This is a genomic window from Marinitoga sp. 1135 (assembly GCF_013363245.1).
In the GTDB taxonomy this organism is placed as follows: Bacteria; Thermotogota; Thermotogae; order Petrotogales; family Petrotogaceae; genus Marinitoga; species Marinitoga piezophila.
In genome coordinates this window covers 102,103-128,459 of the sequence record NZ_LBEZ01000001.1, presented here as the reverse complement: position 1 = coordinate 128,459, position 26,357 = coordinate 102,103, and the positions used below count along the sequence as shown (strand labels likewise).

At 30.0% G+C, this 26,357-nt stretch carries 32 protein-coding genes and 1 tRNA gene; 6 read left to right on the top strand and 27 right to left on the bottom strand.

What is annotated here, in order from left to right:
* The 3 genes from XO10_RS00765 to XO10_RS00755 all read left to right on the top strand — a co-directional run bounded on the left by XO10_RS00765 (window position 1) and on the right by XO10_RS00755 (window position 2,255).
* The gene (locus XO10_RS00765) at window positions 1-1,650 is read left to right on the top strand and encodes a sigma-54-dependent Fis family transcriptional regulator (RefSeq protein WP_014295617.1); all 1,650 of its coding nucleotides are present in this window, start codon (window positions 1-3) and stop codon (window positions 1,648-1,650) included.
* A 9-nt stretch (window positions 1,651-1,659) separates the two neighbouring features.
* Window positions 1,660-2,109, top strand: coding sequence for a flagellar export protein FliJ (gene fliJ / locus XO10_RS00760; protein ID WP_014295616.1), 450 nt, complete (start codon window positions 1,660-1,662; stop codon window positions 2,107-2,109).
* Between the two features lie 69 nt (window positions 2,110-2,178).
* Window positions 2,179-2,255 (top strand) — tRNA-Cys (locus XO10_RS00755).
* 111 nt (window positions 2,256-2,366) lie between these two features.
* Here the strand turns inward: XO10_RS00755 and XO10_RS00750 are convergent.
* The 10 genes from XO10_RS00750 to XO10_RS00705 form a co-directional block, all read right to left on the bottom strand.
* The gene (locus XO10_RS00750; protein WP_175421012.1) at window positions 2,367-2,912 is read right to left on the bottom strand and encodes a hypothetical protein; all 546 of its coding nucleotides are present in this window, start codon (window positions 2,910-2,912) and stop codon (window positions 2,367-2,369) included.
* A complete protein-coding gene (locus tag XO10_RS00745) occupies window positions 2,909-3,196 on the bottom strand; it encodes a hypothetical protein (RefSeq protein ID WP_175421011.1) in 288 nt (95 codons plus the stop codon). The genes XO10_RS00750 and XO10_RS00745 overlap by 4 nt, the downstream gene beginning before the upstream one ends.
* Complete coding sequence (locus tag XO10_RS00740; RefSeq protein WP_175421010.1) at window positions 3,183-3,512, bottom strand: phage holin, LLH family; 330 nt, start codon at window positions 3,510-3,512, stop codon at window positions 3,183-3,185. Before XO10_RS00740 ends, XO10_RS00745 begins: the two co-directional genes overlap by 14 nt.
* A gap of 169 nt (window positions 3,513-3,681) precedes the next feature.
* Complete coding sequence (locus tag XO10_RS00735) at window positions 3,682-4,059, bottom strand: hypothetical protein (RefSeq protein WP_175418002.1); 378 nt, start codon at window positions 4,057-4,059, stop codon at window positions 3,682-3,684.
* 4 nt (window positions 4,060-4,063) lie between these two features.
* Entirely contained in the window at window positions 4,064-4,324 is a 261-nt protein-coding gene (locus tag XO10_RS00730; protein ID WP_014295863.1) for a hypothetical protein, read from the bottom strand.
* A 4-nt stretch (window positions 4,325-4,328) separates the two neighbouring features.
* A complete protein-coding gene (locus XO10_RS00725) occupies window positions 4,329-5,096 on the bottom strand; it encodes a metallophosphoesterase (protein WP_175421009.1) in 768 nt (255 codons plus the stop codon).
* A gap of 47 nt (window positions 5,097-5,143) precedes the next feature.
* Entirely contained in the window at window positions 5,144-5,305 is a 162-nt protein-coding gene (locus tag XO10_RS00720) for a hypothetical protein (RefSeq protein ID WP_014295861.1), read from the bottom strand.
* 14 nt (window positions 5,306-5,319) lie between these two features.
* Window positions 5,320-8,799, bottom strand: a complete 3,480-nt coding sequence (locus XO10_RS00715) for a hypothetical protein (protein ID WP_175420954.1) — start codon at window positions 8,797-8,799, stop codon at window positions 5,320-5,322.
* Window positions 8,800-8,843: 44 nt separating this feature from the next.
* Window positions 8,844-9,998: a hypothetical protein gene (locus tag XO10_RS00710; RefSeq protein ID WP_175421008.1), complete on the bottom strand. Its 1,155-nt coding sequence runs from the start codon at window positions 9,996-9,998 to the stop codon at window positions 8,844-8,846.
* A gap of 3 nt (window positions 9,999-10,001) precedes the next feature.
* On the bottom strand, window positions 10,002-10,343 hold the full coding sequence (locus XO10_RS00705; protein WP_175421007.1) for a hypothetical protein: 342 nt from the start codon (window positions 10,341-10,343) through the stop codon (window positions 10,002-10,004).
* 83 nt (window positions 10,344-10,426) lie between these two features.
* Between XO10_RS00705 and XO10_RS00700 the strand changes: the two genes are divergently transcribed.
* Both XO10_RS00700 and XO10_RS00695 read left to right on the top strand, forming a co-directional pair.
* A complete protein-coding gene (locus XO10_RS00700) occupies window positions 10,427-10,798 on the top strand; it encodes a type II toxin-antitoxin system RelE/ParE family toxin (protein WP_175421006.1) in 372 nt (123 codons plus the stop codon).
* Window positions 10,799-10,800: 2 nt separating this feature from the next.
* Window positions 10,801-11,085 (top strand): helix-turn-helix domain-containing protein, encoded by a 285-nt coding sequence (locus XO10_RS00695; RefSeq protein WP_175421005.1) that lies wholly within the window; start codon window positions 10,801-10,803, stop codon window positions 11,083-11,085.
* A 16-nt stretch (window positions 11,086-11,101) separates the two neighbouring features.
* Here XO10_RS00695 and XO10_RS00690 read toward each other — a convergent pair whose 3' ends face one another.
* Complete coding sequence (locus XO10_RS00690) at window positions 11,102-11,986, bottom strand: BRO family protein (protein WP_175421004.1); 885 nt, start codon at window positions 11,984-11,986, stop codon at window positions 11,102-11,104.
* Window positions 11,987-12,199: 213 nt separating this feature from the next.
* Here XO10_RS00690 and XO10_RS00685 point away from each other — a divergent pair, with 213 nt between their 5' ends.
* Window positions 12,200-12,409, top strand: coding sequence for a helix-turn-helix transcriptional regulator (locus tag XO10_RS00685; protein ID WP_175421003.1), 210 nt, complete (start codon window positions 12,200-12,202; stop codon window positions 12,407-12,409).
* 72 nt (window positions 12,410-12,481) lie between these two features.
* On the opposite strand, the gene XO10_RS00680 is transcribed toward XO10_RS00685, so the two are convergent.
* The 16 genes from XO10_RS00680 to XO10_RS00605 all read right to left on the bottom strand — a co-directional run bounded on the left by XO10_RS00680 (window position 12,482) and on the right by XO10_RS00605 (window position 26,344).
* Window positions 12,482-16,405 carry a phage tail tape measure protein gene (locus XO10_RS00680; RefSeq protein WP_175421002.1) on the bottom strand — a complete coding sequence of 1,308 codons (3,924 nt, stop codon included), beginning with the start codon at window positions 16,403-16,405 and terminating at the stop codon, window positions 12,482-12,484.
* Window positions 16,406-16,906, bottom strand: a complete 501-nt coding sequence (locus XO10_RS00675; protein WP_175421001.1) for a hypothetical protein — start codon at window positions 16,904-16,906, stop codon at window positions 16,406-16,408.
* Window positions 16,890-17,267, bottom strand: a complete 378-nt coding sequence (locus tag XO10_RS00670; protein WP_175421000.1) for a hypothetical protein — start codon at window positions 17,265-17,267, stop codon at window positions 16,890-16,892. Before XO10_RS00670 ends, XO10_RS00675 begins: the two co-directional genes overlap by 17 nt.
* A gap of 17 nt (window positions 17,268-17,284) precedes the next feature.
* On the bottom strand, window positions 17,285-18,250 hold the full coding sequence (locus XO10_RS00665; RefSeq protein ID WP_014295853.1) for a phage tail tube protein: 966 nt from the start codon (window positions 18,248-18,250) through the stop codon (window positions 17,285-17,287).
* Window positions 18,247-18,633 (bottom strand): hypothetical protein, encoded by a 387-nt coding sequence (locus XO10_RS00660; RefSeq protein ID WP_175417993.1) that lies wholly within the window; start codon window positions 18,631-18,633, stop codon window positions 18,247-18,249. The genes XO10_RS00665 and XO10_RS00660 overlap by 4 nt, the downstream gene beginning before the upstream one ends.
* Entirely contained in the window at window positions 18,626-19,099 is a 474-nt protein-coding gene (locus tag XO10_RS00655) for a hypothetical protein (protein ID WP_014295851.1), read from the bottom strand. The genes XO10_RS00660 and XO10_RS00655 overlap by 8 nt, the downstream gene beginning before the upstream one ends.
* Complete coding sequence (locus XO10_RS00650; protein ID WP_014295850.1) at window positions 19,089-19,409, bottom strand: DUF6706 family protein; 321 nt, start codon at window positions 19,407-19,409, stop codon at window positions 19,089-19,091. Before XO10_RS00650 ends, XO10_RS00655 begins: the two co-directional genes overlap by 11 nt.
* A complete protein-coding gene (locus tag XO10_RS00645; RefSeq protein ID WP_014295849.1) occupies window positions 19,381-19,563 on the bottom strand; it encodes a hypothetical protein in 183 nt (60 codons plus the stop codon). Before XO10_RS00645 ends, XO10_RS00650 begins: the two co-directional genes overlap by 29 nt.
* A gap of 65 nt (window positions 19,564-19,628) precedes the next feature.
* On the bottom strand, window positions 19,629-20,648 hold the full coding sequence (locus tag XO10_RS00640) for a major capsid protein (protein WP_175420999.1): 1,020 nt from the start codon (window positions 20,646-20,648) through the stop codon (window positions 19,629-19,631).
* Window positions 20,649-20,663: 15 nt separating this feature from the next.
* Window positions 20,664-21,017, bottom strand: coding sequence for a head decoration protein (locus XO10_RS00635; RefSeq protein WP_175420998.1), 354 nt, complete (start codon window positions 21,015-21,017; stop codon window positions 20,664-20,666).
* Window positions 21,018-21,035: 18 nt separating this feature from the next.
* Window positions 21,036-21,638, bottom strand: a complete 603-nt coding sequence (locus XO10_RS00630; protein ID WP_175420997.1) for a hypothetical protein — start codon at window positions 21,636-21,638, stop codon at window positions 21,036-21,038.
* A gap of 101 nt (window positions 21,639-21,739) precedes the next feature.
* Window positions 21,740-22,021, bottom strand: a complete 282-nt coding sequence (locus XO10_RS00625) for a hypothetical protein (RefSeq protein WP_175420996.1) — start codon at window positions 22,019-22,021, stop codon at window positions 21,740-21,742.
* Entirely contained in the window at window positions 22,006-23,511 is a 1,506-nt protein-coding gene (locus XO10_RS00620; protein ID WP_175420995.1) for a hypothetical protein, read from the bottom strand. The genes XO10_RS00625 and XO10_RS00620 overlap by 16 nt, the downstream gene beginning before the upstream one ends.
* A 4-nt stretch (window positions 23,512-23,515) precedes the next feature.
* Window positions 23,516-24,730, bottom strand: coding sequence for a hypothetical protein (locus tag XO10_RS00615; RefSeq protein WP_175420953.1), 1,215 nt, complete (start codon window positions 24,728-24,730; stop codon window positions 23,516-23,518).
* Between the two features lie 2 nt (window positions 24,731-24,732).
* Window positions 24,733-25,980, bottom strand: a complete 1,248-nt coding sequence (locus XO10_RS00610; RefSeq protein ID WP_014295842.1) for a PBSX family phage terminase large subunit — start codon at window positions 25,978-25,980, stop codon at window positions 24,733-24,735.
* Complete coding sequence (locus tag XO10_RS00605; RefSeq protein WP_175420994.1) at window positions 25,964-26,344, bottom strand: phBC6A51 family helix-turn-helix protein; 381 nt, start codon at window positions 26,342-26,344, stop codon at window positions 25,964-25,966. The genes XO10_RS00610 and XO10_RS00605 overlap by 17 nt, the downstream gene beginning before the upstream one ends.
* Window positions 26,345-26,357 lie beyond the last annotated feature (13 nt).

The following is a 26,357-nucleotide window of genomic DNA, read 5'->3' as shown; positions in this document are numbered from 1 at the left end:
ATGACTAATGCAGAGATGATTATGAGTATTTTAGAAGATATTCAAGAAGCAGTTATTTTAATTAATGATAAAGAAGAAATTATATTTTTAAATAATTCTGCTGCTAAAATACTCAGTGTTCCAAAAGAAAAGGTATTACATACAAAGGTTACTGATAGTATAACTGATACAAGACTTCATATCGTTTTAAAAACTGGCATTCCAGAACTTGATAGAATACAGAATCTCGGTAAAAAGATTATTGTTACCTCAAGATTTCCAATAAGAGATGAAAATGGGGAAATCATTGGTGCTGCAGCAGTATTTAGAGATGTAACGAGTATTCAAAAATTAGCTGAAGAAGTTACAAATTTAAGGGAATTAGATTCTTTGTTACGAGCCATAATTGATTCTACATATGATGCAATTTCTGTTGCCGATGAAGAAGGTAGAATTGTAATGGTTAATAAAGCTTATACAAAAGTAACTGGTCTTTCAGCAAAAGAAGTTATTGGAAAATTGGCTACTTACGATATTGCTGAAGGGCAGGAAAGTATGCATATTAAATGTTCAAGAGAACAAAAACCTATATTAAATGTTAGAACTAAGCTTGCTACTAATAAGAAAGAAGTTATAATAAACGTTAATCCAATTTTTGTAAAAGGAGAATTTAAAGGTAGCGTTGGTGTTATTCATGATATTTCAGAAATTGAAAGATTATTGAGAGAATTAGAAGCAACTAAGAGATTATTAAAAAAGGAAGAAGCAAGATATACCTTTGAAGATATTGTTAGCGAATCAGAAATAATGAAAAATGTAGTTACTCAAGCTAAAAAGGCTGCAAATACAAAAGTTAATGTATTATTAAACGGAGAACCAGGCGTTGGCAAAGAAATATTAGCTCAAGCTATACATAATTTCAGCGAAAGAAGAAATTATTCATTTGTTGCAACTAATCTATTATTATATGATGAAAAGAAACAATTAGAAATATTTTTCGGAAATGAAAATAACTTTTTTGAAAAGGCACACAAGGGAACTTTGTTTATAGATAATACACATTTAATGGGTCCAGATGTTCAGGAATTATTTTTCGAATTTTTAAATACTGGAAAGGTTATTTTTAACGATAAAGAGATTAAATCTGATGTAAGAATTATATTTGCTACACCGGAAAATTTAAAAGAGCTTATGTCACTTGGAAAATTTTCAAGAAGATTATACTACAAAATCTCTGTAGTGACTATTGACGTACCTCCTCTTAGAGAAAGAAAAGAAGATATTCCAAAAATGGCAAAACAGATTTTGCATATTTTAAATCAAAAACATGAAAAAGTTGTTTATGGATTGTCAGAAGATGCCGTTAATATTTTAAAAAGTTATGATTGGCCTGGAAATATTAGAGAACTTGAAAATGTGCTTGATAGAGCTTTAATGAATATGACACAAACTGAAACCATGATAACCTCCATGCATCTACCAGAATTAAAAAATGAAGACCTTGAAAAGAAATTAGATGGCACTTTAAAAGAGTTACTCTCAGAATATGAAAAATATATTATAATAGAAACATTAAAAAGTTGTCAGGGAAATAAAACAGCTGCGGCTAAAAAATTGGGTTTAACCGTGAGAAATTTATATTATAAACTTGAAAAACTCGGAATAAAGTAGTTGATTTAAATGAGGTTTAGATTTAATCTTGAAAGACTTAAAAATTTAAGAGAAAGACTTGAAGAAGATGCAAAAAGAATATTCCTTGAAGCAACTGCCAATCGAATAAAGGCAGAAGAAGATTTGATTGCTATAAATGAAAAAATAAAAAATGAAAACGAAAAATTCATAAAAATGCTTTCAGAGAAAACTTTAACTATTCAAGAGGTAATACAATGGAGAAGTTATTTAGAAGCACTTGAAGAAGAAAAAATAAAATTAGGAGAAATTTACAGACAAAAAGTTGCACTTGAAGAAGAAAAAAGACAGATTTATTTAGAAAAAAGAAAAGATAGGATAATCCTCGAAAAACTGAAAGAAAGGAAATTTGAAGAATTTAAGGTTGAATTTCAAAGGGAAGAAAATAGAATGATGGACGAAATAGGAATTCAAATGTTTTATAGAAACAGAGAAAAATAAATTTAAGTAAATTTTATGTTTTCTTCTATATAACTTAATAATATTTGTGGTATAATTATTCACGGTTAAGGCAACGTAGCCAAGGGGTCTAAGGCGGCGGTCTGCAAAATCGCTATTCGTGGGTTCAAATCCCACCGTTGCCTCCATTCTATACCCTGCAACATGAGATTGTATGTCGAAGGTATAGGCCGGTTTGAAAATCCCCCGTTAATTCGGGGGATTTTGTTTTATACAAAGCCTTTTAGATTTTTGTTACGCTAAAAAATCTTCTTCATCTCTTCACATTGAGCTAAGTCATCCGGTGTAACAAATTCTGGATTTGGTTCAATTATTATACCCGCGTCTTTAAACATTCTTGCGACAAGCTCACTACATATCATTTTTTTAGGATCACTGTACGGAAGTTGTTTTTCAAAATATCTTTCGAGTGGTTCAAAGCCCAAACTAAGAATTTCAGGAAGTCCATTAAGAATCAAAGATGCGAAGTCATACGGCATATTAAAATATTTAGCCACATTTTTTCTTATTACTTTCCTTTTTTCTTCATCCATTTTTTCATGTCTGTATATATCGAATTTACTCAGAACTTCGAGAGGATACTTTACTAAATGCACACCATTGAACCATGCTGCAAGGACATATCCATTTCCTACATATAACTCTGAATGAATGTATTCATGTTTTTCAATTTTCGCCACAAAATCAGCAAAATCTTTCCCGAGAAATTTTTTTAAGAATGTGTAAGCTCCTGGAGCATTTTCTTTTTTCAGAAGTAATACATCTCCTGTTTTAAGTTCGATCATTTCTTAACACCTTCTTTTTTCAGTCTAAAAAACCACGACTTTTTATTATCAATATAATATTCCTCAATTATCATATATCCATCGTATTTCATGGCCAAATAAGTTAGTGCCTCGTCTTTGTTTTCTAAAGGCACAATTACATCTATTATTTCTTGATCCGACATATTCTGATATTCCTGCAGCACCTCCTGACGTTGTGGTTGATAAGGATAAACAAAAGCCAGGCCAACAGCTAAAACACTTGCTATTATAACTATCCATAATTTCCAATCACTCAAGTTCATTACTTTCATCTCCTTTCTCTAAATTCATATAAAAGACCATGCTTTCAATTATTGTGTCTATTATTCCATCAGAAACGTTAATGTGTAAATCTTTCAGCATGTTTTTAGCAACAGTTTTTGCATATTGCTTTTTTTGATTTCCGTGTAAGTCTTCAATTTTTGATACTTGCTCTACATATTCCACGGCGTGTTTTATTACCTTCCTTATAGTTTTAACTTCGCTTTCAAGTTTTTTGGATTTCAATAACGAATTTACAAGGATATACACAATGCCAACAGCTACATACACAATGGTTTTTAATAAAACTTCTTCCACAAATAACACCTCCTAAAAACTTTTTTATAAAAGGATTTCACACGCTAAAATCTGAAGATGTTAGCGCTGTTTTTATGCTTTTATGATTGTTTATATATAAATAAAAAAATAACACCCTTAGAGAGTGTTATGTGTTTTAAGAAAGTATTTCAGTTTGTTTTCTTGAATATTACTCAATAATTTTGAAGAATGTATGCTTCACTCCTTCAAATTTTGCAGCTTCAACCTTAAAAATTGTACTCGGTTTTTTCCCTGTTAAATTGAAAAAGAACAGATCACGATATACTGGACTTGATCTTAATTCAATAAATGCTCTATCCACAGCTTTGATACTTTCTTCCATTGCATCTCTTGACACATTGTTTATAACTATTTTCCTATTGTATCCAAGAAAATCTTTTTCCAAAGGATTGAATTTATATTTTTTTTGATGTAACCATCTATTCCAACCAACACAAGCAACAAGGAATTTTTCAAATGTGCTACAATTCTCACACTCTCCCATAACTGCAATAGCAAGCTTTGCTCTATAATCTTCCCAATCCATATTCTCAACCTCCAAAGAACTTTCCAATTAAAAAGCCTATAATTCCTGTTCCTAATGCACTACCTATTGCACCTAATAACCATTTTCCAGCTCTTCGTTCAAGGGCTTCATTCACTTTTTTTGAGATTAAACCATTATGAAGTTCTTCATTTAGTTTATCTATTTTTTGAGTGAGATTTTCGATTTCTTCTTTAAGTTGAAGCAAAATAACATTATGCTCAACGTTTTTTAATTTTAAATCCCCAATTTCTTTTTCATAGTCCATGTTTTCACCTCGCCAAAACTTCAACTTTATGATTTTTTTCTGTATAAAGACGTATTCTAAATATTCCTCTTGCTGTTGGTGCAAGTAATTTCTGCACAGCATATTTTTCATCATTCCATGCTGGAACAGTTACATCTACCACGTCTTTTTTTCGTATCTTTTTGTTCTTGGAATCATACTCAAAAATGGAAAACTTATGCATTTCTGGAACATGTGTATGTCCTGCCAAATAAATATCAATGCCAGTAATAACATCAAAAAAATATCTATGCTGTCTCATGCTTCTTTCTGGAAATCTTCCACCGCTTGAACCATGATGACAAGCTATTTTGTAGTTTATTCTATTCTTGCTTCCCCTAAGTTTTTTCCCTTTTTGTTTTAAATTAATATCAACAACCATAAGATCATCGCTATATGGAATACCTTTTTCTTCACAGAGTAATGCAATTGGATCAACTCCGACTTTGCGCCAGGTTCTACGTTCGTGATTTCCACCAACAACTCCCAAAATCCTTTCCCTAAAAGCATTAAATAATGCATTTACTTGTTGGATAGTTTCATGTGGGTTATCTCTTTGTGAATACACATCACCCAAAGAATTTGCAATAGCATTGTCAATTAAATCACCAAGAAAAATTATTTTTGCATCCTTTTCTTGTTCTAATGCTTTAATTATTTTGTTAAAATCTGAAGTTTCACTTCCTAAATGTAAATCTCCTATTGGCAAAATGTCAATATAATCTGTTTCAAATTCGTATGTTGCTACTTCCAAAATTCCACCTCCAAACATGAACAATAAAAAAAGAACCCCGAAGGGTTCTATTTTTCATTAGTTTTCTTTTGAAATTCTTGCTTTAACTTTGAAATTTCGTTTTTTAATTTTTCGTTTTCACTTATAAGTTCATTTATATACTCGATAATATCTTCTATAAACATATTTATATTCATGAACTTTAATTGTATTTTTTCTTTTTTCGTCATCATACACCTCCTAATTAGATAGTAGCTATTTTTTTTACACCATTTGATGTTTTAACATATAAATATCCATTATATTCTGCAATTGTTCCTACAGGACAAGTATTTAAATCACCAGTGTCCATGCGTCCAACTTTTATAGGGAAATAACTACTTAAATAAGGATTTTCTGCAGACTGATAAATAGCTAATAAATCATAATAATTTGCTCCATACCATGTATATCCATGAATAACAAAATCAAGTGATTTAAACTGTAAAAAATACCAACTTGCAGATATACCCATATAATCTGGATTGGATATAAACCTTATGCTTCTATTTTTTCCAGCATGATAAAAATATAAACTAGCACCTTTACCTCCGATTGCACCATCATATATTTCCCACCCACTATCTTCAAATATTATTTCTCCATATTCTGAACTTAATCTTAATGTTGCTCCTTTTATTTCGATATTTGAGCCATCATACTTAAAGTATTTCGAATCATCAGAACCTGAATATCCTAATTGTAATGTTCCATTTGTTAAGTCAAGTTTTGTTTCTCCTGATGAGTTTTGCAACACCCCAGCAGTTAATGTTCCTACATTTGCTGTAAGCGCTGAAAGTTCATTTACGCTTATATGATTTGCATAAACTTTATCTGCTGCTAACAAATCCGCAACTATACTATTTTTTGGAGCATTATCAGGTGTTAGTGTAATTGTAGGCGCAAGGTTTACTTCATCATAACCCACTGGCGTGATTTGATTAATTTCATCTACAAGAGAGTTAGTGAAATAAGCAATTGCTCCAGCTGGAACGCTAAAAGCAGGTTGCATAATTAATTTATCTGCGGTTATAGTTCCAGCTGCTATTCTGTCTGCATCTAAATATCCTGTTTTTATTTTACTTGCGTCTATACTTGCTATTTTAGCGTCATCTACAGCCAAATCTGCTATTTTCGCATTTGTTATTGCTGCATCTTTTATTTTAGCTTCTGCAATACTTGCATCTTTTATATGTGCTTCTTGAATTACACCTGTTGCGATATTTGCGGCGTTGGTTATGATTTTGTTTGCTCCTATATGTTCTGCTAAAATACTTTCTGCCAATATATTATCTGCTTTGATTTTTACCATTTTATCAAGGTTAGAATATTCATAACCTTCTGGCACAAGTTGGTTTATTTCATCAACAAGTGAATTAGCCCAATATGCGATTGCTCCTTGTGGAAGAGAAATAGCTTTATATCCTAAACTTATATTTAAGTTTTCAATATCGTTTTGAGCGTCTTCCAAAATAGCACTTTCTAAATCTTCATCATAAACCTTTGCAGTTGTTGCTGAAACACTTGCACTCCAATTACTTATATTACCACTTTGATCTATAGCTCTAATTCTGAAATAATATGTTGTATTAGATGCTCCGGAATATGTAAAACTTGTTGTATTAAATTTTATGTTTTCTACATTTTGTGTAAATTCGCTATCAGTTGCTACTTGTAATTCATATTCTTTGAAATCTTCTTCTGAGTTTGCATTCCATGAAACCTGTATTTTTTGAAATAATCCTGTGGCTGTTAATCCTGCTGGAATCGCAGGTGGTGTTTCATCTTTTGCACTTGTTATGTTTTGCACTGCACTCCAGTTTGATTTCTTTCCTTCTGCGTCTAAAGCTCTTAATTTTACGTATATTGTTTTATTTCCTACTACTTCAAATTTCACGAGTGTTTCAGATGTTTTTATATAATTCCAGTCTGTTCCATCGTAACTCCATGCTAGTTCATATCCAATAAGATCGCTTTCTGTGTTTGCGTTCCACGATGCTTTTATAAAACTTAATCCATTCTCGTTTATTGTTGTTAATGATAGATTTAATGGAGTTGCAGGAGCTTTTCCGTCTAAATAGCTTGTTCTATTATCAACCTCATCAGTTTGTGTTTGAAGTGCTTGTACTTGCCCTTGTATTTCTTCGATTTGTGTTTGTTCAGGAGGTTTTACTACTGCATCCGACTTTATAGATTTGGTTATTATTTTATTATTAATATCAAAAGCTATATTTTTCCATTCTGTTATATCGATTACTGTTTCAAACTTTGATGGAGTAAGTTTATGATTAACTTTGTTGATAATGAATATACCATTTGCTATTCCTTTTGGCGCAAGAGAAACATCTATCAAATTTCCAGCGTAAATATCTGGATAAAATTCATTCATTCTAAGATTAAAGTGTATTTCTTTTTCTGAGTTAGAATATGCAACATCAGCAACATTTGAAAGCATACTTTGATTTGAATAATAAGATTTGATTTTTAATTCTGAATCAGGTTCATTAGTTGTATTTGGAAGCACAACATTGTCTAAACTTATTTTCTTTATAGGTCTTCCTTTAAATCCAACATAATCAATTCTATAATCAGCACTACTTGAAAGATTTGTAATTTTTAAAACTAGTTTCCCCGGATATGCTGTTAATTCATCAACTCTTATTAATCCGTTGTTATCTCCTTGTTGAAAACTTCCTTTATCTTCAACTATAGTATCTCCTTCATATACTGTTAAAGTTACATATGTATCAAAGTCTTTTCCATAGTCACTTGTGTATTCGAGTTCAAATGTAGCCTGTTTTCCAGCTGAAATTATTGCATTATCTCCCTGGAGTTTCGTATCTATAAGTAATTCTGTTTTTGTAGCTCCAATTTCATACCCTTCACTCTCAACAACAATTCTATTATATTTTTTATCTTTAGTTAATTCATAATTTGCAAAATTATTTTCATCAATATTTAGGGCTGTAGCTGGTTCGGTAAAGTTTTCAATTCGAGTTCTAAATTTTATTTTTCCTTCCGGGCTTACTGATAATCTTCCCTGTGTTGCATTCACTATTTCTTGAATCACTTGCCAGTAAGTTTTATCTTGCCCTGCAATAAATACATCAAATGTCGTTGTTAATGATTGCAAATCGTGATAACTGCTATCTATTCCTGCTCTTGTTAATAAGTCTGCTATTATTTCATTTGGTTTCATTGCGGTGTATAATAACGGATATTCTAATTTCTTTTGAGAAGTTATCCATAATAAATCTTTTATTGCTATTTCTGCTTTTTTGTGTTTTTCTGCTATTCCTTGTTGTAATTTCCAGCCATAAAAAATAGGAACATCAATATGAGATGTTCCATTATCAACTCTAACAAGAATTTTAACTTCCCATATTTTATTTAAATAATTATCATTAACAGTTCCATTTATCTTTCCATTTACAGGATCGAAAGTATCATTATATTGCGTTGGAGTGAATTCATTGTTTAAGTTAGCTACTGTGATTTTTGCTTCATCAAATGCAGGTTTGGAAAGAAGTTGAATTCTATTTGTTGTTGTAATTTTTTGAACATAATTACTCAAATCATACCAATTTTGCCCATCTATTTTTGCATAAAATAATATCTTTTTATATCTCGTTGGATCTCTAATATATTGCAAATAATTTTGATCTATGCTCAAAGGTTCGAACATTTATTTCACCTCACAATTAAAAAAGGAGCATTACGCTCCTTCAATTATATTATTGGTATCTTAGCTGGTACTGCAAATGGTTTCTTAGCGTTGTAAATTTCTTGAATGAATTCGTCTGTCCAGATTACATTACCGTCTTTATCTTTATAATCTCCTATGAAAAGGTTTGAAATTAAACCGTTTAATAATCTTTGTTTTGTTCCACTATCTCCGATTTTAAACATATATTGTTTTACTGATTCATTGTTTATATTGTTTGTAAATGTAGTGTCCCAAAATAATGAATTTTCATCATATAATTTTATAAATCCTATATCATTATCAAAACCAATAACAACAAACCACCATTTGTTAGTTACATCTGAATTTGATATATAAGAACTTAATAACTCTATAGTATTTGCTTTTAATTTAAATTTACTAGTAATTTGTTCATAATAAAATCCAAAATCGTCAACGCTATTAGTATCATCAGGCGTTTGATCAAAAATTCTCGGATATGGATTATTTACTTTATTTATTTTAAACCATGTAGATAATACAAGATTTTTATAATCCATTTTTTTTGAAAATTTAAATTGTCCATATGGTCTTGTCCCATTTACAAACGAGGTGGTGAAACTTTTTTGTTCGACTTGAATATTTTTTACCCATATGAAATCTTTATTAGGGTCAAATGTTTGACCTTCTAAAGGTCTAAACACTAAATAACCTACTTGTGTTGTGGTATCTACATAACTAAATCCTTCATTTATAAACTTATAATAATCATTATATTTTATGTGATATCTGTTACCTTCATTATTCATAGGTTGATTAACATAGTTAATACCTCCAAAGTTTGTAAATTTACTTTCATCAGAAAACTTTATTAAACATTGTGCTGAATAATAACTCCCACCAGTGAATGTTATTGAACCTATATTAACAATATACGGATATGTTCCGCCAGTCCAAGTACCAGATAATGCATATTTTCTCCAACCGTTTGAATCAATACCTAAATCAGTCATAGTTACGCCTCTCCCGGAGCTTGTAATCCAAAGTTTGTCTTTTCTGTCTGCAATTAGATTTGTCGTCCCCTCTTCAACTGCAAAACTTTTTACACCCTCGAACGGCACATCATCATCATGCAAAGTTACACACAAACTGCCATCATCGTTATAAATGAGGTTGTATGGTGTTTTTATCAAAGCCATGATTTACCACTCTCCAATGTTTATTTCTTTTGGTATTTTAGTATTAGCTAAGGCGAGGTTTTGCATTATTTCATCTTTTTTAGCTGCATACATTGTTTTTAAAACTTCTGGAATAACATTTTTCATGAACAAATCAAATTCACTTTCAAAAACAAATTGTTCATATTCATACATTGTTTGAGTTTGCATTACTTCATTCCCTTGTTCGTCAATTATTGGAACTTCTTCTTGAATTTCTTGAATATTGTAATTAAACGCATATTTCACTTTTGTTCTTCCTTTTCTAACATCATCAGTAACATTTATAATTTGAATTTCAGAAGGTTTTTCTGAGCTTCTTACCATTTAATTCACCTCCGTAGTTAGTTGACTTAACAACAAATATGTTGTATAATTATATTGAATTACAAATAAATGGGGAGTTAATTATGAATGAAAGAAAACTTTATTTTGATAAAAAGGTTCTAAAATATTTAGATAAACTGGCTTCTAGTACCAAAACTGAAGATATGGAATTACATGCTGAAATTTTTAAAACCTTTGACTTATTGATGAAATTTGGTTCAGAATTAAAAATGCCATATTCAAGACCTTTTAGAAATTATAAATATAAAGGAACTGTTTTAAAAGAACTAAGAATTAGATCACATATTCAATTAAGAATTTTCTATTTCATAAAGGATAATGTTATTTTTGTTTTATTCGATTATAAAATAAAGAAGACACAAAAATTTGGCCCGACTATATTAGATCCTATTTTTAAAAAGATGAAAAGAATAATTGATGAAATGGAGGGATGATTATGGGAAAAATCGAATTATATGATTACGAGGAATACAAAAAACAAGTTTTTGAAAAAAATCCAAAATTAAAAGAAAAATATGATGAACTCGATTTAAAATATCAAGCTATAGCTACTGTTATTGAATATCGACAAAAACACCATCTTACCCAAAAAGAATTTGCTAAAATTGTTGGAATTAAACAACAAGCCCTTTCTCGTTTTGAACGTGGTTTAGTAAATCCAAGAGTTGATTTTTTACAAAAATTATTTAAAGCTATGGGCAAAAAAGTTATAATTAAATAATAAAAAAGAGACCGTTTTAGGTCTCTTTTTGATATTCAGGTTCATATTTAAGTTCTACTTTAAAAATCTCCCTTTGAATACTTGTAACTACGCCAAGAACTGTACATTCGTTTTCCCATACTACTTCTATACCATCTATTGTTGGTTGTAAATTATAGAAAAAAATCCTTCCATCATGCCTGTTTCTTGCACATCTTTTTAGAATTTTTTTACCTTTGTAATATATAACTACATCATTTCCAGGCTCATAATCCTTTTTCTCATAATAAACAATATCTCCTTTCTTATAAGTTGGTTCCATTTTATCATTATCAATTAATAATTTATTTGACATATTTTTATTGTATGGTGGCAACGGAATTATTCTTTTGTTTGTTAATAGTTTTAAGATTTCTGATTCAATTGTTTTCTTGGTCATTTCATCCAAATCTTCATTTTCTTTTAGAAATTTCTGAAGTTGTAAAGCCCTTAATCTGTTTTCTCTTTGCTTTCTTAGTGAAATTACTTCTTTCATTTTTTCTAATTTTTCAAATTCTGTTTTTTTAGTTTCAACTTCATACTTTCCATATTTTCTTATTGAAGGCAATACTTCATGAGTAACCCATCTTTTAAATTCTTTTGCTTGAGGTTTTTTACTTCCAAGTATCGCATTGTAAAGTCCTGATTCGTTGATTATGATTAGGTGTCTCACCTTTGAATTTGTACCCTCCAATTTGGAGTTTGCAAAATTTGTACTATTTATCAATATTTTCTCATCATCATCAAGACGTGCATACATTTTATCAGGTTTTGTATACCCTAAAACGTCAGCAACATCTTTCCCAACCCACCAAGGTTCTCCGTCTCTTAACAATACTCTCACTTCGTTACTTTTAAAATTAAATTTAACTAAATTTGCCATAAACATCCCTCCAGTGTGGTATAATATATTTGTCGGTTTTGCAGAGGGGCTGCTCTGCCACCGGTTTCCAGTGTGGCCGGTGAACCGACATTTTTATTATACACTTTTTAATATATATTGTCAATAGCATATATCTAAAAAGATATATATTGTTTTTATATTATATTTTTAGTATAATATATATGTTATATTTTGAATAGGCGAGGGATTAAAATGATCATAAATAAAATTGATGAAATTCTAAAAAAACAAAATAAATCAATATATTGGTTAGCTCAGCAAACAGGTATGAGTTACTCAAATTTACACAAAACAATAAAAGACAAAAATCGAACTATAAATTTTGATAACTTAGATAAAATAATGAAAGCTTTAGAAATAACTGATTTTAATGAAATTTTAGAACTGATTGATGATGAGTAATTTTTATGACAGGAATAATATGCCTATTATATTAAATTAAGCGAAGCTCCATAAACGGGCTTCGCTTTTAATTTATGCAAATTTCAATGTTCCATTGTCGAATAATTCTTGAACTGTCTTTGCTAAGTATTCTTTGAAACTACTTTCTCCATCCATTATAAAACTATCATTTGCATTTATGATAAATGTATTATTCACAACTTCTGGACCAGAACGTTGCACTGTACTTGTATATTGACTTTGATAGGAATTTTCTACATTTTGTTCAACGTTCATATCAATTTCTGAAACTTTTTCATTTGCTTCTCTTACAATTTGGCCAAAACTTTTTACAGCTCTTTTTCCTATGTCTAAAACTCCAAAGGTTAATCCTTTAACTATATCTGAAACAACATTATACAACCAATTAAAAGCACTTGCGATCATTCCAAATACCACATAGAAACCTCTGCCAATTGGAACAAGAACTGAGTTATAAATCCAAGTTAAAACTGCTCCAATTGCTTGTAATCCAGCGAATAATGGACTGAATAGCGGTATTAATAATGTTCCTAACATTTGTCCAAGTGCTTTTAATATATTTACAAATGGTTGTAAAGCACTATTTATTAAAGGTCCTATTACTGCCATTAAACTTTCCACAATAGTTGTTATTGGATTTAAGATAGATACTACATTGCTAAGACTCATAATTGCTTGAATAACTGGTCCAAATATATCTCCGAGTAATCCTGTTATACCACCAAAAACGTTTTTTAAACCGTCTAATATTGGACCATAAATCGGATCTAAACTTATTTGTGATCCTAATTCTCCCATTGCATTTCCAAAACTTGAAAGGCCTCCGCTAATAGCATTTCCAGCTGATTTAGCATTACTTTTAATCCAATTTGATATATTTTGTGCCCATGATGTTTTCATAATTCCATCAGCAACTAAAGTTCCCACATTTCTTATACTTCCTGTTAATACATCAAATCCACCTTTGAACATCTGACTTAAACTTCCTAATTGTTTTGTTTCTAAATCATAATATGCTTTTGTTTGAGGATATAAGGTTTGAGCAAGTTTTAATTGTTCCAAAAGAATGTTTTTAGTTTCTTTTTGTGCTTTATTTGAATCATCTTCAATTCCTAAGAGTTGATTTAATACAGTCCTTATTACATTTTCATTTTCTTTTGCATCTGGAACGTAATTCATAACATAATTCAAGATTTCATTTGCTATATTTTTTGTTTCAGTGAAATCTTTTGCTATATTCGTATTGCCCGAACCAGAAAGATAATTTGAAATCAAACTTACTATATCAACTCCACCGCCTGTTTCATATCCTCTAATCCTTTTTTGTTCTAACATTGCAACTAATTGAGGATATTTTTTTACCATCCAGGCAGGAATTACATATTCACCTTTATGTACTACACCGGCAACATCATATTTCCCACCATCACCTGTGTATCCTCCGCTTGCAAATCCTGCTGCAAATAAAGCATATTTTAAAGCCTCTTCTAAAAATGTTGCTGATAATGCTGAACTCGTTAATACTCCTGTACCAATTGAACCAAATATTCCGGCCATTCTTAAAGCATATTGACCTGTAGTTAATGGAACATCTGTTGCTAACGTTGTTGTACTATTTGCTGCACCTGTTAAATTTGCAGATGTCTCGCCTGGAATAATATATTTATTATCTTTCATTGTTTTTTCAGCATCTGGATTTACAGGTTTTTCTTCAAATTCGTTTTTGCCTTTAAATAAATCTATCGTAAATTGTATAGTTTTTGTCCATGCATTTTTGATTAAATCTTCAAAAAAGTTCCATATTTTTTTAGCACCTTCTGCTATGCTAAAAGAAATGGTTAATGCAAGTGTTTTTGCTCCATCGAAAATCCATTGATATGTTTTTACGTACGAAAAAATTAAGCTTAAAGTTATCTTTTTTATTCCTTCTATAATCCATTTTGATATATTGGAAATATCTTCTATGAATTTTAAAGTTACATCTTTTGCAGTAGAGATAGCTACATTACCTGCAGTTATTAGGTCTATTGATATTTGCTTTACGCCTTTTTTAAACCAATCCCATAACGCTATTGTTCCCTGTATAAGATTAACTGTTACTTCAATTATCCCTGTTTTTAACCAATTATATAAAGAGTCTGCACCTTTTAACAAATCAACTTTTACTCTTCTGGATCCTTTTTTTAACCATTCCCATATTAACAAAGAGCCTGCAAGAACATTTATTACTATAGATTTTAATCCGTTATTAAACCATGGCCAAAGGTCTGTCCCGCCTTTAGTAGCATAAATTAATATCGTTATTAAACCTTCTTTAAACCAGTCCCATAATTTATTTAAACCTTGAAATACGTCAATTGTGATTTTTCTTATACTATCAATAAACCAACTCCATAAGTTGTATCCGCCGCCTACTGCATAAATTGTAATAATTTTTGCACCTTTATTAAACCAATCCCACAGTTTTTCTGCACTACCTTTAACCAAATTAATTGTTATATTAAAAGCAAGTTTTGCAAAATTTTTGAATAAATCTAATAACCATTTTATTAGTCCTTCTTTTCTTATTATTTCAAATTGTTTCCCAATCCATTCAATAGCATTTCCTAGTCCTTTTAAAATATTTTCAATAACTTCAGCTCTTTTAGCCTTATCCAAAGAAGCAAACCAAGCTAATAAAACACCAAATAACCATGTAAATGGATTTGCCAACGCTCTAACTGCATCACCAATTTTCCCAATTAAATTCAAAATTATATTAAAAATTATGATTGTTGTCAAAAGTCTTGTTATTGCACTAATAAGCGCAATAAATTTTTCCTTATTTTCATCAATCCATTTTGTTAATCCTTGAATCCATATAATTGCTTTTTGAACCCATTGCCCTAATGTACTTTTAAATGTGTTATAAATGCTTTGCTTTAGATTATCAAAAACAACAAATAATCTTCTCAATTGAAATTCTAAAGTTTGTGTCTGTTTTAAAAACATTTCATTCAAAGCGGAAACATCATCGGTTACTGAATTTGTTATCGTTTCTAAATCTTCAAAATTATTCACAAGATTTACAATAGCTCCTCTTGCTGTATCTGATAATTCTAAGCTGTTTATAAATTCTGCTACTTCTTCATTTGTTTTGCCTTTCAATTGATTTCTTATTTGTTCTAAAACTTTTACAAATCCAATAAATTTCCCATTATCATATAATTTAATCCCAGCTTTTGCAAGGTTTTCTGATTTTTGAGTTAGTTCGTCGTAGGCATTTTGAAGTGCATTAGCTGCTTGTGCAGCATCTGGCATATATTTTGTTAGTGTTGCAAATGTTGCTGTTGCTGATTTCCAATCTTCCCCTAAACTTCTTGCAGAAGCAGCTATTTCCGGAATATATTGTGCAAGTTGATCATAAGTTAAAAGACCATATTTTACAGCTTGAAACTGTACAGCATAAACTTTTTCTAAATCATTTAAACTTAACCCAAAACCTTTGATTTGTTTTATAGCTCCTGTAAAAGCTGTTTCTATATCAGCACCACCTGCAACAGCTGCTCTTGCAGTTTGTTCTAAAACTGCAGGAACATTTTCTAAAGCTATACCTGCACTACCTAATGCGTAAGTTGCATCCCACATTTTCTTTAAAGATATTCCGTATTGTTGTGAAATCCTTGCAACTCTGTTTCCTAATTGTTTTTCAAACTCTTTCCCAGCAACACCAAACATTGTAGAAGCATTTGCCATAGCTTTTTCTGTATCTTTACTAAAAGCAACGATAGCTGTTCCTGTTGCAGTTATTGCACCCAAAGCATATTTTGCATATCTTGCCATTTCATTCATACTTGTTTTGAATTCCTGGAAACTTCTATCAGCTTTTTGAGTTGCACTTTCTAATTTATTCATTGCTCCTGTAACTGTTTTTAAAACTTTAGAAGCATAATCTTTTGCCTGTATAATTAAACTTAAAGTTGCGGAATTAGACATTTATCTCACCGCCTTATTTTTCTTATTATTTTCTTCGTTGATTTTCTCGATTAATACTTTTCTATATTTACTTAAAAAATACATATACTTTGCATTCTGGTCTAATAAACCACCTGAATCAGGTAAATTGACTAAGTTACCTCTATGATCAAATAAATTATTTTTAATCAAAAAACATTCTTTTAAATGTTCCTTTTCTTTTTCGTCAAATCCATCAAAATTTAATTCTTCTACTATAAAAGACGTTTTTATAAACATTTCAAGTTTTGATTCATTTATATTAGTTATTATCAAATAACCTTCAATTGCTTTACTTAAAACATTATCAAGAATTTCAGGCTTTAACAACAAAATGTTTTTCAAATTCAGTTCTCTATTTAAAGTCCAGTTATAAATTAAAAAAGGCAGGGCTTCAACTTTTCTTCCCTGCCTTCTCAACTCTAATGTTCTTATTGTATCTTCTTTAAAAAAAATTACTTCTCCATCAAATTCCAATAGCATTTTGATCGCCAACTTCATACATTTCTAATAACTTATTCCAAAGATTTTGTAAGAATTTTGGATTAACTTTTGTTTTTAAAATTTGTGCTGTTGGCTTTTCTGATTCGCTCCAATTTACAATTAATTTTACTAATAGCTCCACTGGAACTTCTCCCATTTTTTCTGTATCTAATTCTATTTCATTCGTTCTTGCATTCATTTTTATAGTTTTAGGTTTTATTGCTTTTCTAATTTCTTCAAGGAGATAAAAATTTGGTTCTGCTTTTACTTCAATCCAGTTTTCTGTTTCCTTCTTTATAATATTCATCTTATCATCAAAATATATTTTTATAGTTTTTCCTTCATCAATAAAAAATCCCATAACCTCTACCTCCAATCTTAATATGTTCCAGTTGTATTTTGATAATCAGAAACTTCAATTACATCACCAGTATCAGGAATTAAAGCTGTAAAGTTTGCTTTGAACATTATTTTTTCTGCTCCTCCAATATCGTGTGTCATTTCTGAGAAATTGATTCTTGGAAGATATATTGTTAATTTTTCTCCTGTTGCTTTTTCTAATTTAATACCTATTGCTCCGTCCTGGAAGTTTTTAAATTTACTGTATTCACCACTAACAACAGAAGCATCAAAGATAATATCTAAACTTCCTGTTATTTCTAAATTACCTGCTTCTAATGTTTTTCTTTTCCCTGTTCCATCAAGTCTGTAATCGTCTGCATCTAAGTTATTACCTATATTTAGCTCAATACTTGAATAAAGATCGGTTGTTGTTTGAAAGTCATCTGTGTATAGAGTTAATTCTTTAAAGAAAAAGGGTTGATCATCTACATCAACTATTGTCCCTTCTGTTCCAGCTCCTACTACTTCCTCTTTACCTACTAAATCTAAACTAATTGAAGGTATTGAACCAACTGCACCACTGAATTTTAATGAATTTACTTTCATTCCTAAATATTTCATTTTTTGTCCTGAATGATCCACTTGAACTGTTGCAGAAGGTATATCTGAATTTAAATCAATAGGTGTAATTTTCGTATATTCATCACCACTATCAGCTGTTCCGTCAGGATCCACTAATGCCGCTTTACCTAAGGCAAGGTAAAAAGCTAATCCTGCGGATGTTGGATAAGCTTCTAATTCAAGAGAGCCTTCTGCACCTTCTTTCGTAGGAGCAAGTGATTTTGTTCCTCTAATTCCAAGCAATGCCTCGGATTTTGCTGTTTCAATTTTGTGATTCAAACTTTCTGATTTGAAAGGCAACTTATATTTCAACGTTGCTTCAGTCGCGAACGAACTCTCTATTCCTAACAATACGCTACTTTTTGCACCTGTATAACTCATATATTATTCACCTCACTTGTTTTTATTCTGAACATAACAAAAAGATGTTCGTCATCAGAACTAAATTCTGTATTCAATAACTGATAATTCTGCTTAAAATATTTTTCCAGAACTTCTACAATATCATATTTTTCTTGAAAAAACAATTCCGAATCTTCGCCTCTACTCATTGAAAAAACACACACTATATCAACATTTACATTAATTTCATATCTCAATGAAGTCATTTGCTGATGATTAGATGAATCTAAAAAAATTGAAGCTGAAGATAAATAATCATCGGCTTTCAAAGCTCCAATACCTACTTTTTGAAAAACATTTTTGTTATTATATGTCATTCCTTTTAAATCTGATTTTATTGAATTTAATAAATCATTATACATCTTCCATCATTCCTTTTTTAAAGATTGTCAAAATCTTCTCTTTATTATCTTTCAATGTTCTTGCAAAGAAATATTTCCCTTTTGTTCCTGGATGTCTTACATGTTTAGCTACTGCCCAGTATTTTTTATCTCCCATATATCCTTGTGGTTTAGGTTTTGGCCCAATATACCAACTTAAAGCTTTTTTCCTTTTTGGGAAAATATCGTGTGCTTTAGTTCCATATTCTAAAAATATTGCATGTATTTGGTCAGTATAAACCTTTCCATGTTCTGTAGAAACTTCTGTAAAAACTTTATTTTTTATCTTAGATGAGTTTAACTCTTTATCATACAAGAGTTTTAAATAATTAGCTAATAAAGATGTTGCAATGCCAAAAGCCTTCCTTCTTCCAGAAGGCCCTAAATTTTTTCCTAATTGTTTTAGTCTTTTATTTAATTTCTTATCACCTACAATTTCAATCTTCATAACTCATCTCTCCAATAACCAAATCCCACTCATATTCTCTTGTAATCCTTTCAATTTCACGTATCAATGAAGTTTTTGAATAACTCTCCTGATAATCACCTCTCGTTGTTGTTTTTGCCGAATCCCAATCCCTAAGCAGTTGTCTCAAAGCATCTCTAACCGCAAGCATTAAAGATATTTTGTTTTCTGCAGTGTATAAATCATCTTTATTTAATCCATGATCACTAAGCCATGCTTCTAATTCTGAATCAGAGAAAACCTTCCCATTTGAATCCCTTAATTCAATTCTTATTCTCTCCAGATTTGTCATTATTATCAGCTTCTTTCTTTGAAGTCTTTACAGCTTCTATAACTTTTCTTTTAATCAAATCTCCAACTGGATAATTTTTATCTAATTCCACAATTTCGCCTTTTTTCCAAACTTTTCCATCTAAAGTCAATGGAATTAATACCTTATATTTCATTTTTCTAACCTCCAATTTTTAATTTTGTAAACAATAAAAAAATCCGCCCATCAGAGCGGATTATATTAAATAACTGTAGCACTTACTGTATAATCAGCATATGGCATAGAAGGAATTTGAGCAGCTGCAGCTTTTGTCCATAATGTAACTGGTTCTGTTGATTCCCATTGTACAACTGTTATACCTTTAAGTTCTTTTTTCTTCTTACCTGCATCTTCTAATAATGCTTCGGCTGTTGGACCAACGAGTGTATCTCCTGCTACTCCATTTCCAGGAAGCAATACGAATTTATCTTCATCAAAGAATCTTACTGTATTTCCACTCAAATCTCGTGCTTGTAAATCGTAGTGAGTTAATGCTGGTAATCCTTTTGAAGTAAAGTAAGAGTTCAATGTTCTTAAATCAAGCAATCTGTCTGAATTTACACCAAATATTGCTTTCCTTAAATTTACGTTTCTCAATAAGTAATTTACAACTTTTAAAGAGGTTACAGCTTTTGTTGGTTGAGGTCCTCCTTTTTCAATGACCATTGATACCCATGTGTAAATATCATTTTCTGGATCTGAATTTGTGGTATCGCTCCAAAGAGTTGCAACAGTTGGTTTGTTTTCAGATGGCATGAGATAATCTATTGAGTATTGAAAACCATCATTTGTAAAATCAAGTTGTCCTTTACATAATGCTTGCATTCTTAAATATTCAATTTTGTTTTCAACACTATCAAATACAGCAGTTACATCATCAAAAATCTTTCTTATTGTACTTTCTGGAATGTCATATCCTCTTTTTTGGAATTTTTTTAATTTAATATACTCTTCTTCATCAAGACTTCTTTTAATTTTTATAACTGGAATTTTTCCTGAAACTGTTGATACTCCATCTCTTCCCATAATAGCAGCTTCAGCACCAAATGGTTGAACTCTGGCCATTACCGGAAGATTATTTGCACCTTTAACCCATTCAAAAGATAATGTATCAATCTTCTTTCTTGGGAAAATGACATCACCTAAGAATTTTCTGTCAGGTCTATTCAACATGTAATTTAAAAATGTTTTTGAATCCAAAAGATTTGCAATAGTTTTCATGCTATATCACGCTCCTTATATAAAGATAATATGTGATAATTGTGTTTTTGCTGTGGCATCAATACCTGTAAGTTTTGATTCTTGAACAACACCGTGAATTACGTAATTGGCCATTTCATCTTCTTTAGTCACATCTACATCATGTACTAAAATACCAACTGCTGTTTGTCTTCCATCACTTGCAGTAGAATCATATGGTCCAAATTTTCCACTTGCAGTTATTTTTCCTAAGACTGTTCCAGCTTTTAAGATTTTATCTCCATCTGAATCGGCAGTTACTGCTGAAGAATCAATTACACAACCTAACATTACAAAATGATCACTTACCAAAAATGCTACACTACCTGCATAATCTTTTTGATTAAGCATTTAAATCACTCTCCTTTCTTATTTCCAAAAATCTTCTATTTTAGGCGCTCCTGTTTTATCAACACTTAAAATACTTTCTATTTCAGATTCTAAATGTTCCATGCTGTCTGTTCCAGTTCCTTTAAATCCTTTGCCTTTTTTTAAATCTTCTATTTTAGCTTGAGTCAATTTTTCAATTACAGTTTTAAGTGTTTTTATATTCTTTTCTGTAGTTTTCACGTCATCTTTCATAACTATTGGCATTAGCGAATCTGCATATTCTGCAAATCCTTCTTTCATTAATAACTTTTCAGTTTGATAGATTAAATCTTTTTTGGCCAATTCTGCTTTCAATTTTTCGATTTCACTCATAGGATTAGTTTCATCATTTTCATCATTTTTGCCGGGTTCAGTTTCAGTTTTTTTGTTTGATTTTAATTCCTCAATAATCTTAGTTAATTCAGAAATCTGTGTTTTCAACGATTCAATTTCTGTATTTTTTTCCGGTTCTTGCGTAGGTTCATTGTTTTGTCCATTTTCGTTTGTGGGATTATTCTGTGGTTCTGTTCCATTTTCACCTCCTTCACCATTTTCTGCAAACAACTGCAAATCAAAGTTAAAATCTAAATCTTTACCTTTCACTATTTCACCTCCATGATATTTTGGCAATAAAAAAAGGAGCCTAAAAGGCTCCAATTAATTTTGTGTATCAATAAAAAAACCGCTCATATGAGCGGCTTAAGTTATATTCTTTCTAAATATTTTAGTTCTTTTTTATCCATACTAGAAATGCGTGAAAGACGATCTATTAAAAGTTTTTTTTCTCCTCTTAAGATTTTATCGGCTGTTTTTAATATTACTTTTACTTCCTTTTTTGCCTTAGAATTATGAAGTTTTCTAAGTTTTACTATTGCCATACGTCTATAATATGCTGCATCTTCAGCAAAATATGGATCTTCTTTATAATATTTTACTGCTGAATAATATCTTTTTGCATATGTTAAAGCATCTATTTCCTTTTCCATAATAAAACCTCCTTCTTCATCATTTTATCAAGTCGTTTTTCTTCCTTAGCAAATGCAGTTTTTATTTTTCCAAATAGAACATTAACTTTTACAATTAAATTTGTTGTTTTCGGTATTTCTTCGAAATAATCTTTAATTTCCTCTACAGTATATATTTTTATAATATCTAATACGGCAATATCGCCCTCTTCGAATTTCTCTCTATCAATTATACCATATATATCTCCTTTTTTCAAAGTCTCTTTTATTAATCGATTATAACTTTCTATATTTTTAAATTTAAAATTTTCTAAGTATTTACGCTTTATGTAATGGGCAGTTAGTAAATCAACTTCTTCACCTATTTCATATTCTGGATTTTCAACATCTATTCTCTTTTTAAAACTTTTATCCCAATCTACTTTGTTTAAATATTTTTCTAAAGATTTTCCTTCTTCTTCAGTTAAACTTTCTCTTTTTTCGATTTTTTTCAATAAAAATTGATTTCGTTGTTTATCTGTCATTTTGTCAAATGAAATTCTATCACTCATATTATCGTCCTTTTTCTTGTTTTTTTTATCAATTATACCATAATCTTCCAGAACTTTTTCATCAAAAATTTCAGTTTCAAAACAATTGCACCAAGGATGATCAGGAACATGAGGATAATATTTTATCGGATATACACCTCTTCCAAGCCCAAAAGCATTTTGTGTCGCGTTCTTTTCACAGTTACAATCATATGCTCCGTATTTATGTTTATGTGAAAGATTCCATTTCATTCCTTTTATCCATTCCTTATCTTCAGCAAGTTTCAATGTAGTTGTTCTATATGCTCTTTCAATTTCAGCTTCTACAAGTCTTCTTGTAAGATAATTTGTCTTTTTTACTGTGTATAAATCTATTATTTCCTCTATTTTTTTATGCGACATCTTCTCAAATTCTTTTTCTAGATACTCCGGAATTTTTATTTTAGGCGATTTTATCTCCTGAAGTTCCATCATCGTATCCCAAACAGACTCACCTGCAAGAATATTCTTTTTTAATGAATCAAATATCTTATCTCTTATTTGTTTTGAATGACCCCATAATCTTTTAGAAATAGTTAATCCATCTTGTGCTTGATAAGATATCAAATAATCCATAATATTTTTATTCCATTTTATATGTTCAATTAAGTTTTCCATTCCAACTTTAAAATAAATTTCTTTCATGTCTTCAAAAGCCCTAAAACTTGATTCTTCTAAAAGATTTAATGTGGTAGATTTATATCTTTTATAGAACTTATTTATCTCTTTCTTCAAATCTTCTTTTATTTGATTTAAATAAATTGCTCTAATATTTCCCATATCGTCTTTGTATTTTTTTATTCTATTGTTTAAATCATAATAAAGCTCTTTAAATAATTTTGAATATTCGGTTCTATATTTTTCTTCAAGTTCTTTTATCGTTGTATTTAAATAATTCTTTCTTAATTCCAGCATTTTAGATTCAAAGTCTTGTTTTGTCATTTTTTCACCAACCTAAAGGACTAGCTTGGTTTTCTTTTTCTAAATTTTTCATTTCTTCTTCCGCATTATTGATAATTCCTTCTTTTTGCAATTTCTCCAATTGCCATTTTTTGCTTAAAATACCTGAAACTTTAGTAACTTCATTTATTACATCATCAAAATCACGTGGAGTTATTGGTTCAAATTCTATCTGTGTTTTTATTTTTTGATCAAATATTAACCAACTTATTAATTCGTTTAATTCTTCCAATCCATTTTTTAAAGCTCCACGAGCTAAATTAATATGTGAGCTTATTTCTATTAATTTCTTTTCTAAACCAGGCCCAGTGATTTGCCCTCCAGCTTTTAAAATATCCATCAAAACAACTTCAGGGAAAAGTTTTTCAATTGTCTTATTTATTTTATCTTGTTGAACTTGTATTCTCTCAGCCATTGCGCCATTTGATTCAAGAAGGTTTAATCCTTTAGAATCTCTTGGATAATGCAGAAACTTCCTTATTTTTCTTTTATCTTTGCTAACAATTATCTTAGTTTCTTTATTGGCCTGTTGTTTTGCCATAAAAGCTTCGCCTAAATCATCGTAAAGAATTGGATCTGCATGTAAATCAAAAAGAACATCAAGATATGATTCATATAGATTCAATCTATCCTGCAATCGAATTAACCCTATAATCCTATAATTTTCATTATCAATCCTTATAAAAGGAATTCCGTCATATAAATTCGGCTTTCTCTCTTCTTTATCACCTATTTTGGTTATTATTTCATCTTCGGTAAGAATCTTTTTTGTTTGTACTTTTTTACCATCAATAAAAATCTCACTTTGAATCTCAACTTTTACTATTTCATTTGCCACTTTTTCAATTGAAATTGCGCTTGGATGATGAAGTATTATTTTTGTCCCTGAAATCTTATCAGTTGTATCTTCAAGAACAGCTTCTAAATTGACTTGATTATACAAGAAAAAATGTTTCGCAATTTCATATTTCAAAGTTTGCATATTATTATTTTCCCAAATATCCCAAATTTGATTTACTTTATCTTTTTCACTTCCATCACCAACAAGAGAAAGTTTTTTTTGCATTGTAAGAGCAATTGATATAATAATAAATTTTGGAATGAAATTATATAAAAAATCAACATCCTCTTGTTCATATTCAAATTCATCTTTAAACATCGAATCTAACAATTTAAAATCTATTTTGTCGTGAAATCTCATTCTCACCACTCCATTTCTTCTTCTATATAAGTATTTTCTATAATCTCATCTTCAATACCATATCTAATTGCATCAATAGCATGATTATCCTTATCTTCTGGGATAGGTAAGGCTTCACCATTTTTATTTTCTTTCCACTTATGTACTGTAAATTCATTTATTGTATTCTGGCATTTTGGATCTATGATTATTTCTAATTTCTGTAAGAATTTATATCCTGTTTCTAAACTTCCCTTTCCTTTTTTTGCCCCACGTGCATTTACACCGTATTTTCTTAATTCTTGTATAGATTTAGGTTCTGCACTATCACAAGTAACTAATTCACTACCTATTTTTTCTTTGATTAATTTAGCTAATTCTTCATTGTCCAGTCCAGTTGCATATATTTCATCCAGGATAAACAGCCTATTTCTTTTCCTATCAAAACTCATTCTTACAAATGCAGCTGGATCATTAGCAAATCCAAAATCAAGCCCATTAATATATCTATCAAAATTATACTTAGAAGTATCTTCCACCTTCCAGTTTCTGAAAATAACATTGCCTAATATTCCCCAGTTACCTTCAATATAAACGTCTCTATAATACGGATCAGTTTCGCTCTCTATTCTTTCAATATCATCAGCAGTTAAAAATTTATTGTTTCTATATGTAGTTTTTAATATATACAAATCTCTTCCCTTGTTAATGAATTCTTCTTTGTCATCAACCCAACCTTGGAAAAATTCTTTGTAAATCCAGTGTGTTTGATAAATAGGATTAAACATCAAGGTAATTCTTTTCTTTACATCACTTTTACCCCTTAGCCTCTTTGTTAATTGTTTAAACGCATCGTATCTTATTTCAGTAGCTTCTTCGATAATAATATCTGTAATTACTCCTTTAGCTGGTGTAATTGATTTTAGTTTTTCAACATCATCAAGTCCTGCAAATAAAATTTGATTTCCATTAAATGCTGTAATTGTCATTTCTGATTTATTTATTTTGAAGTAATCTGTTAAGTTAAAATTTGCTATTCCTTTAAGGACTTCATTAAATGTAGAATGTCTGTTTGTTCTTGCAACATTTCTAACAATAAGAAAATTTCTATTTGAGGTTAAAACATCCAATATAGTTCTTTGACCTAAAATGAAATAAGACTTTCCAGAGGAAGCCCCACCAAAATATATTTGTGTCCCATAAGTATTTTTGAGGTTTTTGAAATATACATCATTAAATATCTTTTCAGGATGTTTAATCCTCAGAATCATTTATCTCATTCCCATCTATTACTAATTCAAAATTACCAGTGAATTGATGCTTTTGAATGAATTCATTTTCTTTTTCATAATACAATCTCATTGCTGAAACATCGCCTTTTAAAATCTTTTTTAATAATGCTTTATTGACTAAATTTTTACTGCGTTTAAAAAACTCTTCTGATTGTCTATTAAGTTCTTCAATAAATTCTTCTTTTCTGAGCCATTTGTATAAAGTTGACTCATCAATTTGTAGTAAAGACGCTATATCTCTTTTTGTGTAATCTTTTTCAATATCTATCAACATTTCAATTGCTTTTAATTGTTTTTTTGAAAGCCCTTTTTTCTTGACTTTTCTTGACTTATTTTTTTTCATTTCACATCACCTC

Excerpts from the sequence above, each read along its gene's own strand:
- XO10_RS00765 (WP_014295617.1), top strand. The coding sequence starts at position 1 with ATGACTAATGCAGAGATGATTATGAGTATTTTAGAAGATATTCAAGAA.
- fliJ (WP_014295616.1), top strand. The coding sequence starts at position 1,660 with ATGAGGTTTAGATTTAATCTTGAAAGACTTAAAAATTTAAGAGAAAGA.
- XO10_RS00750 (WP_175421012.1), bottom strand. The coding sequence starts at position 2,912 with ATGATCGAACTTAAAACAGGAGATGTATTACTTCTGAAAAAAGAAAAT.
- XO10_RS00745 (WP_175421011.1), bottom strand. The coding sequence starts at position 3,196 with ATGAACTTGAGTGATTGGAAATTATGGATAGTTATAATAGCAAGTGTT.
- XO10_RS00735 (WP_175418002.1), bottom strand. The coding sequence starts at position 4,059 with ATGGATTGGGAAGATTATAGAGCAAAGCTTGCTATTGCAGTTATGGGA.
- XO10_RS00730 (WP_014295863.1), bottom strand. The coding sequence starts at position 4,324 with ATGGACTATGAAAAAGAAATTGGGGATTTAAAATTAAAAAACGTTGAG.
- XO10_RS00720 (WP_014295861.1), bottom strand. The coding sequence starts at position 5,305 with ATGACGAAAAAAGAAAAAATACAATTAAAGTTCATGAATATAAATATG.
- XO10_RS00715 (WP_175420954.1), bottom strand. The coding sequence starts at position 8,799 with ATGTTCGAACCTTTGAGCATAGATCAAAATTATTTGCAATATATTAGA.
- XO10_RS00710 (WP_175421008.1), bottom strand. The coding sequence starts at position 9,998 with ATGGCTTTGATAAAAACACCATACAACCTCATTTATAACGATGATGGC.
- XO10_RS00705 (WP_175421007.1), bottom strand. The coding sequence starts at position 10,343 with ATGGTAAGAAGCTCAGAAAAACCTTCTGAAATTCAAATTATAAATGTT.
- XO10_RS00700 (WP_175421006.1), top strand. The coding sequence starts at position 10,427 with ATGAATGAAAGAAAACTTTATTTTGATAAAAAGGTTCTAAAATATTTA.
- XO10_RS00695 (WP_175421005.1), top strand. The coding sequence starts at position 10,801 with ATGGGAAAAATCGAATTATATGATTACGAGGAATACAAAAAACAAGTT.
- XO10_RS00690 (WP_175421004.1), bottom strand. The coding sequence starts at position 11,986 with ATGGCAAATTTAGTTAAATTTAATTTTAAAAGTAACGAAGTGAGAGTA.
- XO10_RS00685 (WP_175421003.1), top strand. The coding sequence starts at position 12,200 with ATGATCATAAATAAAATTGATGAAATTCTAAAAAAACAAAATAAATCA.
- XO10_RS00680 (WP_175421002.1), bottom strand. The coding sequence starts at position 16,405 with ATGTCTAATTCCGCAACTTTAAGTTTAATTATACAGGCAAAAGATTAT.
- XO10_RS00675 (WP_175421001.1), bottom strand. The coding sequence starts at position 16,906 with ATGCTATTGGAATTTGATGGAGAAGTAATTTTTTTTAAAGAAGATACA.
- XO10_RS00670 (WP_175421000.1), bottom strand. The coding sequence starts at position 17,267 with ATGGGATTTTTTATTGATGAAGGAAAAACTATAAAAATATATTTTGAT.
- XO10_RS00665 (WP_014295853.1), bottom strand. The coding sequence starts at position 18,250 with ATGAGTTATACAGGTGCAAAAAGTAGCGTATTGTTAGGAATAGAGAGT.
- XO10_RS00660 (WP_175417993.1), bottom strand. The coding sequence starts at position 18,633 with ATGTATAATGATTTATTAAATTCAATAAAATCAGATTTAAAAGGAATG.
- XO10_RS00655 (WP_014295851.1), bottom strand. The coding sequence starts at position 19,099 with ATGAAGATTGAAATTGTAGGTGATAAGAAATTAAATAAAAGACTAAAA.
- XO10_RS00650 (WP_014295850.1), bottom strand. The coding sequence starts at position 19,409 with ATGACAAATCTGGAGAGAATAAGAATTGAATTAAGGGATTCAAATGGG.
- XO10_RS00645 (WP_014295849.1), bottom strand. The coding sequence starts at position 19,563 with ATGAAATATAAGGTATTAATTCCATTGACTTTAGATGGAAAAGTTTGG.
- XO10_RS00640 (WP_175420999.1), bottom strand. The coding sequence starts at position 20,648 with ATGAAAACTATTGCAAATCTTTTGGATTCAAAAACATTTTTAAATTAC.
- XO10_RS00635 (WP_175420998.1), bottom strand. The coding sequence starts at position 21,017 with ATGCTTAATCAAAAAGATTATGCAGGTAGTGTAGCATTTTTGGTAAGT.
- XO10_RS00625 (WP_175420996.1), bottom strand. The coding sequence starts at position 22,021 with ATGGAAAAGGAAATAGATGCTTTAACATATGCAAAAAGATATTATTCA.
- XO10_RS00620 (WP_175420995.1), bottom strand. The coding sequence starts at position 23,511 with ATGACAAAACAAGACTTTGAATCTAAAATGCTGGAATTAAGAAAGAAT.
- XO10_RS00615 (WP_175420953.1), bottom strand. The coding sequence starts at position 24,730 with ATGAGATTTCACGACAAAATAGATTTTAAATTGTTAGATTCGATGTTT.
- XO10_RS00610 (WP_014295842.1), bottom strand. The coding sequence starts at position 25,980 with ATGATTCTGAGGATTAAACATCCTGAAAAGATATTTAATGATGTATAT.
- XO10_RS00605 (WP_175420994.1), bottom strand. The coding sequence starts at position 26,344 with ATGAAAAAAAATAAGTCAAGAAAAGTCAAGAAAAAAGGGCTTTCAAAA.